Source organism: Bacteroides sp. 4_1_36, from assembly GCF_003466325.1.
GTDB classification, from domain to species: Bacteria; Bacteroidota; Bacteroidia; order Bacteroidales; family Bacteroidaceae; genus Bacteroides; species Bacteroides uniformis.
The window spans coordinates 150,329-167,990 of sequence record NZ_QSOX01000009.1 but is presented as its reverse complement, the minus strand read 5'-3'; the positions used below and the strand labels follow the sequence as shown (position 1 = coordinate 167,990).

Genomic DNA, 17,662 nt, shown 5'->3' with positions numbered 1-17,662 from the left:
TAACTCAGCAATAATAATAAAAACAAATATATAATGGGATTTAATGAATTTTTAAGCTCGATTTTCGGCAACAAATCCACACGCGACATGAAAGAAATACAACCGTGGGTGGAGAAAATCAAAGCCGCTTACCCGGAAGTAGCCAAACTCGACAACGACGCCCTACGCGCCAAGACAGAAGAACTGAAAGCCTACATCCACGATTCGGCAGCCGAACAACGCGCCAAAGTGGAAGAACTGAAAGCCAGCGTTGAAGATACCGAACTGGAAAAACGCGAAGACCTCTTCAACCAAATCGACAAAATCGAGAAAGAGATATTGGAGATTTATGAAAAAGCGCTGGACGAAGTATTACCCACCGCTTTCTCTATTGTAAAGGAAACAGCCAAACGATTCTCTGAAAATGAAGAAATAGTGGTTACAGCTACCGATTTTGACCGCCAACTGGCTGCCACTAAAGACTTTGTACGCATCGAAGGCGATAAAGCCATCTACCAGAACCATTGGATAGCAGGTGGTAACGATACTGTATGGAACATGGTACATTATGATGTACAGCTATTCGGTGGTGTGGTTCTACATAAAGGTAAGATTGCCGAAATGGCAACCGGTGAAGGTAAGACATTGGTAGCTACCCTACCGGTATTCCTCAATGCCCTGACTGGTAACGGCGTGCACGTGGTAACAGTGAACGACTATCTGGCAAAACGTGACTCCGAATGGATGGGTCCTCTTTACATGTTCCACGGTTTGAGTGTAGATTGCATCGACAAGCACCAGCCCAACTCTGATGCCCGTCGCAAAGCTTATCTGGCAGATATCACGTTCGGTACAAACAATGAATTCGGTTTCGACTACCTGCGTGACAACATGGCTATCAGCCCCAAAGACCTGGTACAACGCCAACATAATTATGCCATTGTCGATGAGGTGGACTCAGTATTGATTGATGATGCCCGTACTCCGCTGATTATCTCCGGACCGGTTCCCAAAGGCGATGACCAACTCTTCGAACAGCTCCGCCCGCAAGTGGAACGTCTGGTAGAAGCTCAGAAAAAACTGGCTACCCAATACCTGGCCGATGCCAAGCGCCTGATTGCATCAAACGATAAGAAAGACCAGGAAGAAGGCTTCCTCGCTTTGTACCGCAGTCACAAGTGCCTGCCCAAGAACAAGGCACTCATCAAGTTCCTCAGCGAACAAGGCATCAAGGCCGGTATGCTGAAGACCGAAGAAATCTACATGGAGCAGAACAACAAGCGCATGCATGAGGTGACTGACCCGCTGTACTTCGTTATTGAAGAGAAAATGAACAGCGTGGATTTGACGGACAAGGGCGTAGACTTGATTAGTAGCAATGTAGAGGACCCCACTTTCTTCGTACTCCCCGATATCACAGCGCAACTCTCTGCCTTGGAAAACGAAACAGAGCTGACAGACGAACAGCGCCTTGAAAAGAAGGATGCCCTGATGACCAACTATGCCATCAAAAGCGAACGTGTGCATACCATCAACCAACTGTTGAAGGCATACACCATGTTCGAGAAAGATGACGAATATGTGGTAATTGACGGCCAAGTGAAGATTGTGGATGAGCAGACGGGACGTATCATGGAAGGACGTCGTTATTCTGACGGTTTGCACCAAGCCATCGAAGCCAAAGAAGGCGTGAAAGTAGAAGCTGCCACCCAGACTTTTGCCACCATTACATTACAGAACTATTTCCGTATGTACCACAAACTATCCGGTATGACCGGTACGGCAGAAACAGAAGCCGGCGAGTTGTGGGACATCTACAAACTGGATGTAGTGGTTATTCCGACTAACCGCCCCATTGCCCGTAATGACATGAATGACCGCGTTTACAAGACAAAACGTGAAAAATATAAAGCAGTCATCGAAGAGATAGAAAAAATGGTGGCAGCAGGACGCCCCGTACTGGTGGGTACCACTTCTGTTGAAATCTCTGAAATGTTGAGCAAAATGCTTACCATGCGTAAGATTGAACATAGTGTATTGAATGCCAAACTGCATCAGAAGGAAGCGGATATTGTGGCTACTGCCGGTTTGAAATGTGCTGTAACCATCGCTACCAATATGGCCGGCCGTGGTACCGACATCAAGCTGAGTCCGGAAGTGAAAGCTGCAGGCGGTCTTGCCATCATCGGTACAGAACGCCACGAATCACGCCGTGTGGACCGTCAGTTACGTGGTCGTGCAGGACGTCAAGGCGACCCGGGTTCTTCTGTATTCTTCGTATCTTTGGAAGATGACCTGATGCGTTTGTTCTCCAGTGACCGCATTGCCAGTGTAATGGACAAACTGGGTTTCAAAGAAGGTGAAATGATTGAACACGGCATGATTTCCAAGTCCATTGAACGTGCACAAAAGAAAGTTGAGGAAAACAACTTCGGCATCCGTAAGCGTCTGTTGGAATATGACGACGTGATGAACAAGCAACGTACAGTAGTCTACACCAAACGCCGCCACGCTTTGATGGGCGAACGTATCGGCATGGATATCGTGAACATGATTTGGGACCGTTGTGCCAATGCCATTGAAGCGCCCGACTACGAAAACTGCAAGATGGATGTGCTCCAGACACTTGCCATGGAAGTACCTTTCACCGAAGAGGAATTCCGTAATGAGAAGAAAGAAAAACTGGCAGACAGAACTTTTGACGCTGCCATGGAACTCTTCAAACGCAAGACAGAACGTATGGCACAGATAGCCTATCCGGTCATCAAACAAGTATACGAAACGCAGGGACACATGTACGAAAACATACTTATCCCCATCACAGACGGAAAACGTATGTATAACATCTCCTGCAACCTGAAGAGAGCTTATGAGACAGAATGTAAGGAGGTGGTGAAGTCATTCGAGAAATCCATCTTGCTGCACGTCATCGACGAAGCATGGAAAGAAAACCTGCGCGAGCTGGACGAGCTGAAACACTCCGTGCAGAATGCAAGTTACGAGCAGAAAGACCCGCTGCTGATTTACAAGCTGGAATCTGTGAACTTGTTTGATGCCATGGTGAATAAGATTAATAATCAGACTATCTCTATCTTAATGCGTGGACAAATCCCGGTACAAGAGGCTCCGGCTGAAGCCCCTGAGGCTCCCCAGGCTCCCCGCCAAGTAGAGGTGCGCCAGGCTGCTCCGGAACAACGCCAGGATATGAGCAAGTATCGCGAACAGAAGGTTGATTTGAATGACCCGAACCAGCAGGCCGCTGCGGCACAAGATACACGTGAACAACCAAGACGCGAACCTATCCGTGCCGAGAAGACCGTAGGACGCAATGATCCTTGTCCTTGCGGAAGCGGTAAGAAATACAAAAACTGCCACGGACGGAATGCATAAAGCAAAGCTATAAAATGATAAGGCGATAGGGTGATAAGATGATACCGTCAGGTATCTTTTATCACCCTATCACTTTTTCTCCTACCACATTATCACATTTTTTATTCGTTCCAGCTTTTGAATATTCAGCTAAAAGAGTACTTTTGCTCCAAAGAACAAAACCAAAGACTATGACCAAATATCACTATTGTCTGTTATTGATGGGGTCTCTGCTGTTAGGCAGCTGCCAGAGTGTAGAACAACTGTCCATTGATTATATGCTTCCGGCAGAAGTCAGTTTCCCGGCAACACTGAAACGTGTGGCTGTTGTCAACAACATGCCAAACGTACCGGACAACAAACTCATCATCACTGAGGAAGAACAGAAAAAAAGCGAGAATGAGGTGGCACGCCTCACCAACTACTACAATGGAGACGCCGCAATAACAACCGAATCCCTTGCAGAGGCCCTTGCCAACGAAAACTACTTTGAAGAGGTTGTGATATGCGACTCTGCCCTCCGGAGTAAAGACATCAATCCCCGCGAAAGCACATTATCGAGAGATGAAGTACTGGAACTTACACAGAATTTGGACGTAGATTTCCTGATAGCCCTGGAAAACATACAAATGCGTTCCAATCGCAAGATAAGTTATATGCCCGACTGGGGTGTGTTCCTCGGCACAGTGGATGTAAAGGTATATCCTACCGTCAGAATATATTTACCTAACCGCAAAGGTCCTATGGTGACCGTCAACAGCAATGACAGTATTTTCTGGGAAGAGGCAGGAAATGGTGAAGCGTCAGTACGTTCCCGCCTCATCAGCGAAGAAGACATGGTGAAGCAAGCATCTGAATTTGCAGGAACGGTTCCGGTAAGACATCTACTCCCCTATTGGAAAACCAGTAACCGCTATCTCTTCAGTGGTGGTTCTGTAAATATGCGTGACGCAGCCGTATATGCCAAAGAAGAAAATTGGAGTAAAGCAGTAGAGCTCTGGAAGCAGACCTACGAAACAAAAAAAGGAAAACAGAAAATGTATGCAGCCTATAACACCGCTTTGGGCTACGAAATGCAAGACAGCATAGATACTGCCTTGGAATGGGCATTAAAAGCGCAAACCCTTGCCCGTGAGAAAAGCAAGACAGACAAAAAAGAGACAGGCGAAATACATGATGGAACCATCTCCTATTATATCTTTATCAGCATGTATGTAGACGAATTGGAGAAACGAAAAGAGGGAATGGCACGCCTGAACATGCAAATGAACAGATTTGATGATGATTTTTAGTCAAATGATGCAGAGATAACCGTTTTTTTTATACCTTTGAACAACCATTAAGAAAAGAAAGTTATTATGAAGCTCAGTCAATCGTCATTAGCACTCTTGGAGGACACTCTTAAAAAAGCAATCGGCAAATACACCTGCGGTTGCGAACAGACTATCGTTACAGACATTCATCTGCAACCGAATCAGAATTCGGGCGAACTGTCTATCTTTGATGATGAAGATGAAGAGCTTGCCAATACTTCCATTGAAGAATGGATGACATACGAGGGGGATGATTTCTACGAAAATGTAGAGCGTATCTTGTCCTCACTGCTCTGCAACATGAAAAATGAAGGAAAGTTCGACAAGCTGACTATTCTGAAACCATTCTCTTTTGTACTGGTGGATGATGATAGAGAAACAATAGCAGAACTGTTGCTGATGGATGATGATACTCTATTGGTCAATGAAGAGCTACTGAAAGGATTGGATGAGGAACTGGATTCTTTTCTGAAAGAGCTGCTGGAAAAATAATATTCCAAACAATCAGCCTATAAGGAAAAGAGACCTTCTTATAATAAATTAGCCCCTGCGATATAAAACGACCGCAGGGGCTAATTCTTTTTTACCTATACAATACCTAACGTATCTTAATTCCATAGAAAGAACTTGAGGTGGTAACAAAAAGCATATCCTTCTGCCTTCCACCAATTGCCAAGGAAATCGGGCGTTCTTCTATCTGAATACGTCTCTGCTCTTTACCAGATTTGTCATAGACAAATATTTCACCATCAGCAACATAAACATTCCCGTCAGCATCAGTCACATTACTGTATTGGCCATAAGGACATATTATTCCTTGTTCTGTCAAACGGCCATCCACACCAACAGAAAGTTGTACTGTCGTTTTATTCATCTCATTTACAATATAAACCGGTTCTGACTGACCGGGCACTGTAACAGTCAAAGCACAAGAACGCCCCAAATCATAGGTATCCGGAATAATTGTCACGCCATCCGGAGCGACAAAACTATACTCAGGCATACTGGCAACCACCTTGTCAAAGTCACCTCTCCAACGACTGGAAGGGTGAATGACTTTCTGTATATTCTTCATACTGGCTGTAACGACACGTGGCATAGGCTTCATCGTAGCATCCACGTTATCCGGATTAAAAGAATACCCCCAAGCACTCCAGCCACTGTTACCCCAACCACTGTACATCGGATTATCATCCGGCAAGCGCACTACCGTTTCCTGCTTGCCGTTCACCAGATAACCCGGCTGAGGGTCATAGCGGAAAATAACCAGTAGATTGTCTTGCGTATCAGTAGCCAATGTAAAAGGCTTCCAGGGATAATCGGCTATCAAAGTAATCTGCTCCGTGTCTGCCGACCATTTATAGATTTTCTTCAGACGGTTTTCACAGAAGTAGATATTTCCTTTACTGTCGGTAGTAGCTCCGGAGGCTAGTTCAAAACCGGTAGCCAGCTTCACTGGCTTGTCCATGACCGTGCAGGAAGGGCGAAGGCTCTTCTCGCTACCCGAAACAGTGAGACGGGCAAAGTCCCACGAATAAACGGGCAACTTCTTATTCATATCATATATAGGAAACTCTATGACTGGTAATATCTGCGTATAATTGTGCATATTACGGAAAGTGATATTCTTGCAATCCCATATGCGGAAACCTATCCTCTTCGGCATAAAGGCACGGATAACGCGATACATCCACACATTTACCATTTCGATATTTTGACAATTGGACATTTCTGCCATATAACAATCAGGCCCTTCACGACCTTCTTCCTCAAACTGGAAAGCATAAATTTTCCAGTTGGCCACATTATGGAAACGGGCTTCAGTACGGACATGATGCTCCAAAGACATGGCATAAATACGTCCCGGAGTCTTCGTTTCGCTAATATAAAGCCCACTGGCAGCATACGTACTGGCTGTCCAAACATCCTTAATTGTCCCGCCGCCATTGTTTGTAATCCACAAACTCCAATACTGGTTGTCCCAAGCCATATCCTTACCGGTTTCCATGACCGGAGAAGACGGGGAACTAATCCGACGCTCGTCCCTGCGGTAAGACGACTGTCCGGAAGCATTCGGAGCAGGTTTGCGCAAGGTACCGTGCCCGCCTACAAACTTCACATCATTCAAGTACGAGCGCTCACCCGCCATCCATTTACAGCCGACAGCACGGTAATTATACGCACCGGTATTAATACCTATGCCATTCAGCATGTCGTCGCCACCTTCGGAAGATTCAACCAAAGGCACAGGCACGCCGAAACCACTGAATGCAGGCTCGCTTTCCTTCAACAGAAATTGAGTCCCAAAAGGATGCAGCCCAATCAGCTTAGTACCGGGAGACAGCTTCAACGTTCTCGTCAGGCGATACCAACCCTGGGGCACATAGATGTTTTTATGCAAAGAGACAGCTTTCTCAAAAACTTCCGTATCATCAGTCTCGCCATCACCTTTTGCCCCTAAGTCTCGGATATTGACCCATGTCTCCATTGCCGGAAGAACCGGAAGGTCCTTGCCAAGTGTAACCGGCAGTTTTGCCACCGGCTCTATTTCACATATTTCCCTGAAAGAAGAAGCATCATTCAAATCCTGATACACCAGACCGTAAGTAAACTCCTTGACTCTGTACATTTTTGCTTTTCCGGCAACTTTCTTTCCACTTTGAGCATAGCCCACCAGTACGGGAACATTCCTGCAATCCACATTCACCAGATTCAATTGCGAAAAAGTATTTCCCTCTACGCTCACCCTGACACCGGCTTCCGAAATATTCTCCCACAACGAATTCTCCACATGAAGACGGTCTGCCAGATTCTCTGCCATTTCAAAGGCAACGGGCGTATTCTTCACATGCATATTGACGATGGCAAACCCCACCTCTTTTGAATAGACAGCCGCCTTTCTCTGCCCCTCAAAGTAAGTATCGACCATCATCATAGGCCATCCCGGAGAAGTCCTGGAGGAAATTATCCCATATTCACCGCCATAGAACCTGACGTCTTCCAGTTCATTGCCAACATCATACATGCCGGCTTTCCCCGAACCAATCCGAATGTCGCAATGATTGATAAATCCATGCTGGGCAAAATGCGCACGAATGGCGACGGCTTGAGGATTACCTTTGTCTATACGGAAATCTACATTGGACACCGCACTATAGAAAGTACCTGCACCGGCATCCGAAGGCTTCCTACCCTCTTGTGCCAGCCCTCCCGTAAACCATATCATATAATTTTGAGTAGTCTGGAAACCGGGTGTATCGGCTCCCAAATAAATCACCGGCCGTTTCTTCCCATAACCAATCAGCCGAATGGATGAGGGAATTTGAATCGTCTTGCTAATACGATAATTTCCTTCCGGCAGAAACAGTATCCCAAAGTTCTTTTCGCGCTTCACCTGATTGATTGCCTCTTGAAGTGCATCGGTCACGTCGGACTTTCCATCAGCCTTGAAGCCGTAATTCTCCGGGGTAAAGTAGAATGCTTCCGGATCGTCCGGTCTTTGCGTATAGGCGGAACCACCCTCTGCCGCCCACCCGGACGGCATATTACCGATAATCCAACAGACTATCAGCAGGTATCTCATTATTTGATAATTTCTCATTACACAGATTGTTTTAATATGGATTTTCCTTATTTAATACGTACACCAAAGAACTTGGAACGGCCTGTGACAAACAATGTATTGCCATCCTTACCGCCAAACTGTAATGTGGACGGACGTTCGGGAACACGAATCATCCCTTTCTTCTTGCCATCCTTATCAAATACATATATTTCTCCGTCAGCCACATACAAGTTCCCTTCCTTATCTACAGCAGAACCAAATTCGCCCTGCTCCACAAAATAGCTCAAGTTGGAGAGCGTGCCGTCATTGGTCACATCCATCTTCACCATTCTGCGGTCATATTCATCAGATGTATAGAAAGGCTTTCCCGGATAGGCTTCCAGCAGGGAAGAACTACGTGACAAGTCGAAATAATGAGGAATGATAGTTTTTCCATCCGGTGCCAGGAAGCACATTTCAGGAACATAGACCGACACCGCATTGAAATCGTGGAAGTCTCTCCAACGGTTAGAAGGATAAAGAGCCTTATACACGTTCTTCACTTGACCCATCGGAACACGCGGCAACAGTTTGATGGTCTCTTCCGGATTTTCCGGGTCAATGGAGTAGACTCTCATTGTATATGCGGAATTACCATATCCGCTGAAAGAAGTACCTTTTGTATCAGGCATTACCGGCATTTCCTCCGGCTTACCATTAATCAGATATCCCGGCTGCGCATCATATCTGAACAATACCAATAGATTATCTTCTGAATCAAAAGCCAGGTTGGAGGGTTTCCACGGGAAATCTGCCAGCAGCGACAAGCTATTTGTCTCTACCGACCACTTAAAGATACGACGCATCCGATGGTCGCAGAAGTAAATGTTACCTTTACTGTCGCGCGCAATGCCTTCGGCAAATTCCAAATCGGAAGCCAATTGGTTCACCTTACCTATTTCATTGCCTAACGATTGCTGATGAGGTTCTTTTCCGGTTACAATCAAGCGAGAAAGTTCCCACGGGCGGATGTCAATGTCTTTGTTGACATCGAACACTGCAATGTTATTCGTATATTTAATCTGAGAATAGTTATGCAGGTTCAGAAATGCGATGTTCTCGCAATTGCGGATACGTACAGAACTGTGATACGGTTCATTGACACGGATAACGCGGAACATATACAAGTTTGCAAAGGTCACATCTTTGCAGTCGTCCATCTCTATCGGTTGGCAATCGGTACTTTCGCGGCTCTCTTCCTCGGTTTGCATGCAATACACCTTCCAGTTGGACACCTTGCTGAAACGTACTTCATTTCTTACATGATGCTCGATGGACATGGCATAGATACGCCCCGGAGTAGAAGTATTGTTGGCATAGAAACCATTGGTGGCATATGTGCTTGCTGTCCAGATATCTTTAAAGGTGCCACCACCGTTGTTGGTCACCCACAGACTCCAATACTGGTTGTCCCAAGCAAGATCCATGCCCGAAGCCGCTACCGGATTATCGGGAGAACTGATACGAGCCGGTCTGTTCCACCGGCCACGTGGTTCCTCAACACCCGGTTTAGGTTTCCATAAACCGCCATGCCCGCCTACAAACTTCACGTCATTCATATAAGAATCTGCATTTGCCATCCACTTCACACCTACAGCACGATAGTTATAACCACCGGTATTGATACCAATGCCCATCAGCATATTTGCACCGCCTTCCGAAGATTCCACCATCGCTTTCGGACCGCCAAAACCACTGAATGCAGCAGTACTTTCGTCTAGCCGGAACTGAGTGCCAAAAGGATGCAGGCCTATCAACTTGGTATCGGGCTTCATCTTCAAAGTTTCGGTAATGCGATACCAGCCCTGGGGCACATAGATATTATCGTACTTGTCAATAGCCTCCTGGATGGCCTTCGTATCATCCGTTTCCCCATCTCCCTTTGCACCGAATTCGCGCAGATTTACCCATGTTGCCATTGCAGGCAGTGCAGGGATGTCCATCAGTTGGGCAACCGGCATCTTCTGTATCGGTTCAATATCAACCAACGTTTCATATTCCGGCATATCCACCATGTTATCCATCTGCAAGCCGTGGTCGTATGACTTTACCTTATAGATTTTATGAGCAACATGGGTGGCCGTATTGCTACGGGTATATTTCGCCAAGGTCGGTACATTCTTACAATATACATTGCGAAAGGTTATCTGATTGTTGCTGTTGTTCTCGTTGGTAATCACCACTGCCGGACCACTTACATTTTCAAAATAGCTGTTTTCCAAAAATAACTTGTCGCAATAATTAGGGTCAATATCAAATACAGCCGGAACATTCTTGGCATACAGATTCACCATTGCCAAACCGGACTCCTGACAACGAAGAGCAGCTACACGTTGTCCCTCAAAATAAGAGTCGACCATCATTACCGGCCATCCGGGAGAAGCTTTTGTCGTATAAATGCCATAATCTCCCCCGTAAAAAGCAACGTTTTCCAACTCATTGCCCACATCGAACAGACCAGCCTTGCCTTTACCTATGTATACGGCCACATAACTGATAAAACTGTGTTGGGCAAAGTGTGTGCGTAGCGCCACTGCATGCGGATTACCATCTTCTATGCGCAAGTTGATATTCGACATGGCACTGTAGAACGTACTGGCACCGGCATCACGGGGTTTCTCACCTTCCTTGACAACGGCTCCCGTAAACCAGAACATGTATTTAGCTTTTCCTTTATCATCAGCTACTTCCTCCTGAAAACCCGGAGAATTCTTAGCCAGAATAAATTCCGGGCGATTCTTTCCATAGCCAATCAAACGAATAGCCGTAGGAATATAAATGGTCTTGCTGATTTTATATTTACCTTCAGGGATAAAAAGGATTCCGAAATTCTTTTCTTTCTTCACTTGATTAATCGCTGCCTGCAAAGCATCCGATACATCCATCTTTCCATCCGCCTTTATAGGATAGTTCTCGGGAGTGAAATAAAAAGCTTCGGAGTCATTGGGTTTTAGAGGATAAATCGAATTCAATTGTACAGCATACAACTGAGTACATATCATCCCCAGCAAAATTAAAATAATCGTGTTCAATTTCTTCATGGTCTTATTTTTAATGTATGGATAAAAAAAGACGTTCTGCCGTCAAGCAGAACGTCTCCCTCTGCTATAAATTACAATTTTATAACTACTACCGGCGCATAATTATGCCGTACAGTGCCCACACCCGAAACATCAGCCAGAGCGCCAATACGGAAATAATAATTCTTGCTGTATTTCAAGACATCAGCATTTTGTCCCAGATCGATGGACAATGTATAAATATCAGCGCTATTTATAGCAGTACTCGGACTAAACACTTGCTTATCAGTCCCTCCATTCAACGTCAATTTCACATTGTTACCTACCCACATATCTGAAAAAGCAAACAACTGAATCTCTTTCAATTTCACTTCTTGTTTACCAGCTTCCAACGAGAATGTAGCAGTAATTACATTGCCATTCTTTTCTACTTTTGGACTTTTGACGCGAATATAAGGAATAACCTTGAAATCATACACATTATCCCCTGACTTAACAACAAAATCCTTCACTTCAAATGGATAAAAATTCCCATTTTCAAAACGAACATCATAAGTGGCAGCAAAAACCATATTGTTACGATATTCTCCGGTATTTGTGATATACCAGGTTTGATCCGTAGCATTAGTAAATCCATGCTCCCTCACTTTAATTGCATTACCGTTTTCCATATCAGAACCTACAAGTTCACCTGTCTGTTCGTCAAGGATAGAACCATGTATGGAAGCATCCGGTCCCTCATAATTATCAATTTCACAAGATGTCAATGCAAATAAGAAGCATGACACAAATAACAATATCTTTTTCATAACTTTCTACTTAATATTATTCAAATTAATGACCTGGATTCTGAACTAAACCATTCGTGGCAATATTAGGTATGCCCCTATAGTAGTTGATGTTCTGGAAAGTACGCCCTCCTCTTGTTTCGTCACCAAAGTAGTTCACCCTTGCAAAGACATATTTAGGCTCTGCACCACGCAAGTCAAGCATCGGCACCAAAGCTTTACGAATTCTATTATTGCTGAACTCAGTATGGAATTCCCTACGACGATTCATATCCCAAAAACGCTTTCCTTCAAACGCCATCTCCACACGACGTTCCTTCAAAACACTCTCTAATGTCAAAGATATCCGGTCGGTATGTCCGGCTCTACGTCGCAAAGCATTCAAATAGTTCTCAGCCAATTCCTTATCGCCAAATCCACTACCATTTTCCACAACAGCCTCAGCATAATTCAGGTAGACTTCTGCCAAACGCATATCAATATAAGAGGTAGTGGACGAAAGACGGTCGGGAGACATGCTCTCGCCCTCGGGCATATACTTACGAACTCCAAAACCTGTAGCAGTCCAATTAGCATCCTCACCACTGTTCACATTATTAAATCCAGAGAACATGGTTTCACCTTCGGCTCCTAAAGCATAATATGTTGTTCCATTTTTCTGAGTAGACTCGTTTGAATAAGCCACATAGCTATTATTGTCCTTAATAAATCCGCCCTGGATAATAATCTCAGTGCCGGCATAAGATGAACCCGGCACAACCACACTTGCCAACAGACGTGCATCCTTGTTGGCAAACGGTTCATACAAATCGTTATATTTAACAAAAGGTACCGACATCAAGGTGTTCACTACAGAAGCATTATTCATATTATGGAAATTAGCGATATAAGCATCTTCATTCCCATCCGTACGAGTTACAATCTTTGCACTTTTTCCCGTGCCGTCATCCGTATAATCTTCAAACAAATCAACGATTTCCAACATCGGATTGAAACGTCCATATTTCAGAGCGCCCGGATTGACTTGAGGAAGGATATTAAACTGAGCATAGCTATGTCCCTGATTAGTATTGGTTGTTCCATTAAGATACGCTTTACTGAAAATGATCTCTTCATTCTGGTCATTCAGGAACAAGGCCTGGAAGTTTGATGCAGCCTCCTTAACAGTAGCCGGAGCAGGCTTATAAAGAGATTTACCGGAATTCTCTATAAGGAACTTAGATGCTTCAATACATTCTTTATAGAATGCATCGGCATCGGCAGAAGTCATTCCACCCACCAGTTTCTGAGTGACAGCCTCACCAGCCAAAGGTGCCAGATTCCAATACTTGGCTACAGAAGCTGCATGAAGTGCAACTCTTGACTTCAACGCATAAGCTGCCCACTTGGTTACGCGATACAAATCCGAACCAGAAGTCGCATCGGGCAAGGTAGCAGCAGCAAGGGTACACTCATTCAATACAAATTTCCAAGTATCCAACTCTGTACTGCGGGGAACTGCCACAGCACCCGGTCCACCATCGGCATAATCATCGTCCTGCACTTTGTCAATCAGAGGAACGCCGCCATATCTTTTTACAAGCCCATAATACATATAAGCACGTGCAAAATGGGCTTCACCAGTCATACGATCCGCATCTGCAACAGAAATTGTTCCTGCTTCTTTGGCTTTTTCTACATTCTGCATAAAAATATTCACCTGACGAATATCTCCATAGGGCCAATAATTGAATCCTTCATAACCTATATCCACTCCTCCGTCACTACGGGTAGCTTCGTCGGTAAGAAATGCTAAATTAGTAGTTTCATTCACACCATCATAACCGCGTTGATTAAAACCAGCATTCGGACGATAATTAAAATCTTCCATAGGAATCATGGTATATATGTTTGCCAATAGTGCCTTTACACCACCTTCTGTCTCCAATAACTGATCGGGAGACACTTTATCCAGCGGTTCAAGTTCCAAGAAGGCATTACAACCGGACAATCCCATCAATGCACATAACGAGAATATCGATAAAATATTTTTTTTCATGGTATTTCAGAATTAAAAGTTTATGTTTAACCCAAAGTTATAAGTTCTCATCAACGGATATGCCAGGTTGGCTCCCCAATCCCTTTCCTCACGTTCGGGGTCAGCATCCTTCAAAGCCTTGTTACAGAACGTAAGCAGATTTGAACCATTGACAAAGATACGGGCACTGTTCAACCCGATTCTTTTCATAAATGATTTTGGCAGATTGTAACCGATCTCCATACTCTTCAAACGGAGATAAGTAGCTTGCGGAAGCCAAACGGAAATACCATAATTCCATCTACTACCATTATCCGAAGTATTAGAGAAATTGTGGCGTAATGCCGGATAATAACCGGCTACCCATTGTGTGGCAGGATTATACGGATCATCTGTTATATTTGCAGGATGCCAACGATCTACATATTTCGCAATTAAATAAGATTTATTTGTCTTGCCACCATATCCCCAAACATCATCATTGGCATATCCGATGGAGTAACCGGAAGCTCCTTGAAACAGCATATTGAGATCAAAATTCTTATAAGAAGCCGCCAAAGTCAACCCATACTGGATAGGAGGATTTGCACCGGTTGCCCAAAACTCCGGAACACGGTCACTGCTGTTAATTCTACCATCACCATTCAGGTCAAGCAATCTGTAACTACCCGGAAGCATCTTAGAGTTACCCAAGTTCCCACCAATCAAAGGAGCCGTTTCATACTGTTCCAAAGAAGTATATTGGCCATCGTATTTATACAACCACATCACATTACTGTTACGGTTTTCCTTTCCATTCAGCCATCTATCCATAGAACTGGTATATTCTGCATGTTCTACATGCAGACTTCTTTCACGGGCATACGTAAAATTAGCACTTACTGAATATGAGAAGTCCTTACCGATTTGTCCTCTGTGTCCCAATTCAATCTCAAAACCCCGGTTCCGGTTAGAATTCAGATTTTCCTTCGGGAAACTTGCACCAAATGTATCAGGAGCAGATTGTGCACGGTCGGCCAAAATGCCTTCATTCTTACGATTGAACCACTCGATAGTACCACTCAACTTACCGTTCCATAAGTCAAAATCCAGACCTACATTGGAAATAGAAGATGTAACCCAAGAAAGCCGGTCAGTCACTACACCAGGAGCTACCATACCCATAATCTGGCTGGCACCATCAAAAACATAACCATTAGAAGCCGAATTATAAGCAGATACATATTGGAAAGGATCACCGGCATCATATCCACTTTGTCCAAAAGAACCCCTGATTTTCAAATTAGTAATAAACGGCAAATTGTCCTTGATGAAACTTTCTTCCGAAAGTCGCCATCCGGCACTTACCGACGGGAAGAACGTCCAACGCTTAGAAGGAGCATAACGATAAGAACCATCATAACGCCCTACTACTTCCAACAAGTATTTACCGGCATAATCATAGTTCGCACGCATCAGATAGGCTGCTAAACGGCCAAAACTACGATACCCTGAATTGGTAGCTGTACCCGGACTTGCCTGATTCAAAATATCATTAGTAAATAACTCTGAATATTGCCGGGAACCGGATAATTCATCGCGTCGTGTACTGCTCAACTCTGCCACAGCTGTCACATTCAAATTGTGCTGATTGAAAGAACGCATATAATTAGCCTGCAACCTACCATAAATCTTCTGATATATTCTCATCGTATTGGAATAAGCATCAGTACTACCTCCCGTACCGGCAGGCGCATCTGTATAATAATCATACAACGGATAAGAACGATTTAAAGAAGAGTTGTTACGATTGTTACCGTCAAATGACCCCAAAAGACTCAATGCCAACCCTTTTACAAAAGGAACTTGCCAATTCAATTCCACATCGGCAGAATACGTCAGGCCTCTGTTCTTGCGATAACCGTCTATATCCGGATCAACCAACGCAAAAGGATTCTTGTTTTCAGGACCGATTGCAGACAAATGATTGGGATTATTAATCGTATGAGTACCGATACCACGGTCATTAACCATCAAAGTCTTAAAAGTCCACATAAAATCCTCTCTCGGCCTTTGGGTTTCATCCCAACGCCCGGACAGATTCACATTCAGTTTCAGCCCTTTCGTAAGCTCTGCAGTCAGGTTACTTCTCAGATTATATCTATGATAGTATTGGATACCACTCTTCAGCAAACCATTATCGCCATTATAGCCGAAGCTCACATAATATTTCACCTTATCCGTTCCGCCTCTCACAGAAACAGTATGCGATTGCTGGAACGCCAGTTTATTCATAAACATGTCAATCCAGTTATTGTCTGTATAACCCTTAGCCCCGGTTCTATACAGTTCCAGAATATCGTCAGTGTATTCAGGGGCAGCCTGGTCATTACGTGCCCTTTCATTGGCCAACATGCGATAAGTATAAGCATCTACCGTTTCTTCCATACCCGTGGCATTCTTCATACCGAACAATGCCGAGTAAGATACTCTGGTCTTTTCGGCCACACCTTTTTTGGTAGTAACAATGATTACGCCATTAGCCGCATTCATACCATAAATAGCGGCAGAAGCATCTTTCAAAATAGAGATACTTTCTATATCCTCAGAATTCAGCTGTGCAAGTTCTTCAGTACCTTCACGCGTGATACCATCAATTACCACCAACGGGTCACCATAACCGCGAATGCTCACCATATTGTCGAAAGTTCCCGGCTCTCCGGTTTTCTGGCGAATCAATAGTCCCGGCATCTTACCTTGAATATTGCTAATCAGATTCTCGGTCTTGGTCGTAGCTATTTCATCAGCACCAATGGCTGCAATGGCACCGGTCAGTGATTCTTTCTTCTGTACACCATATCCTACAACAACCACTTCATCCAATATCTCAGCATCTTCTACCAAAACTATCTTGAACGAATTTCGGCCTGCAACCTTTATGTTTTGTGTCTTATAACCTACATAGCTTATTATAAGAGTAGCATCAGAGCCCACATTGGTCAGAATGAAATTACCGTCAATGTCTGTTATGACACCGTTGGTAGTTCCCTGCACCAAGATACTGGCACCAATCACCGGTTCACCGGTTGCATCGACCACAGAACCTTTCACTGTCGCAGCCTGTAAGGTTGCCTGTATCCCATCAGCTCCTATAGCTTTATCATAAAGGATTATATTACGGTCCAATACCTTATAGCCTATATTGGTTCCTTTGAACACATCGTTCAGAACCTTGAATATGGTTTTGTTATTTGCCCGGACTGATACACGGCGCTTAACATCAATCTGCTTGTTGTTGTAGAAGAAAACGAATTCAGTACCCTGTTCCAATTCTGTCAGTACTTCATCAACAGTCTTGTTCTCAAGAGCAATGTTTACCATTGTCTTTTGAGCATAACCTTCATTGGCAAAAGTCATACCAACCAAACAAAACAACATAAATAATGTGCATCTCATAGCAAGAGGAATTTTTTTCATGCATCTCATCAGGACACTTTTTGCCCTAAATGATTGGATACAATAGTGTTTTTTCATAATTTTGTATTGATTTCTAGTGAAAAAATAAAGTTACTTTATCTGTCGCCAAACAGATA

The 17,662-nt window shown here is 44.2% G+C and carries 8 protein-coding genes; 3 read left to right on the top strand and 5 right to left on the bottom strand.

Annotated elements, in window-relative coordinates:
- Positions 1-33 precede the first annotated feature (33 nt).
- The 3 genes from secA to DXD65_RS10795 all read left to right on the top strand — a co-directional run bounded on the left by secA (position 34) and on the right by DXD65_RS10795 (position 5,153).
- On the top strand, positions 34-3,369 hold the full coding sequence (gene secA / locus DXD65_RS10805) for a preprotein translocase subunit SecA (protein WP_005831963.1): 3,336 nt from the start codon (positions 34-36) through the stop codon (positions 3,367-3,369).
- 170 nt (positions 3,370-3,539) lie between these two features.
- A complete protein-coding gene (locus DXD65_RS10800; protein WP_098031968.1) occupies positions 3,540-4,640 on the top strand; it encodes a DUF6340 family protein in 1,101 nt (366 codons plus the stop codon).
- Positions 4,641-4,706: 66 nt separating this feature from the next.
- The gene (locus tag DXD65_RS10795) at positions 4,707-5,153 is read left to right on the top strand and encodes a hypothetical protein (protein WP_005831967.1); all 447 of its coding nucleotides are present in this window, start codon (positions 4,707-4,709) and stop codon (positions 5,151-5,153) included.
- Positions 5,154-5,259: 106 nt separating this feature from the next.
- Here DXD65_RS10795 and DXD65_RS10790 read toward each other — a convergent pair whose 3' ends face one another.
- The 5 genes from DXD65_RS10790 to DXD65_RS10770 all read right to left on the bottom strand — a co-directional run bounded on the left by DXD65_RS10790 (position 5,260) and on the right by DXD65_RS10770 (position 17,525).
- Positions 5,260-8,262: a glycoside hydrolase family 55 protein gene (locus DXD65_RS10790; protein WP_117887625.1), complete on the bottom strand. Its 3,003-nt coding sequence runs from the start codon at positions 8,260-8,262 to the stop codon at positions 5,260-5,262.
- Positions 8,263-8,291: 29 nt separating this feature from the next.
- Positions 8,292-11,306 (bottom strand): glycosyl hydrolase family 28-related protein, encoded by a 3,015-nt coding sequence (locus DXD65_RS10785; protein WP_117887624.1) that lies wholly within the window; start codon positions 11,304-11,306, stop codon positions 8,292-8,294.
- 71 nt (positions 11,307-11,377) lie between these two features.
- The gene (locus DXD65_RS10780) at positions 11,378-12,094 is read right to left on the bottom strand and encodes a DUF3823 domain-containing protein (protein WP_005831972.1); all 717 of its coding nucleotides are present in this window, start codon (positions 12,092-12,094) and stop codon (positions 11,378-11,380) included.
- 25 nt (positions 12,095-12,119) lie between these two features.
- Entirely contained in the window at positions 12,120-14,111 is a 1,992-nt protein-coding gene (locus DXD65_RS10775; protein WP_117887623.1) for a RagB/SusD family nutrient uptake outer membrane protein, read from the bottom strand.
- 12 nt (positions 14,112-14,123) lie between these two features.
- Entirely contained in the window at positions 14,124-17,525 is a 3,402-nt protein-coding gene (locus DXD65_RS10770; RefSeq protein ID WP_117887629.1) for a TonB-dependent receptor, read from the bottom strand.
- Positions 17,526-17,662: the final 137 nt, after the last annotated feature.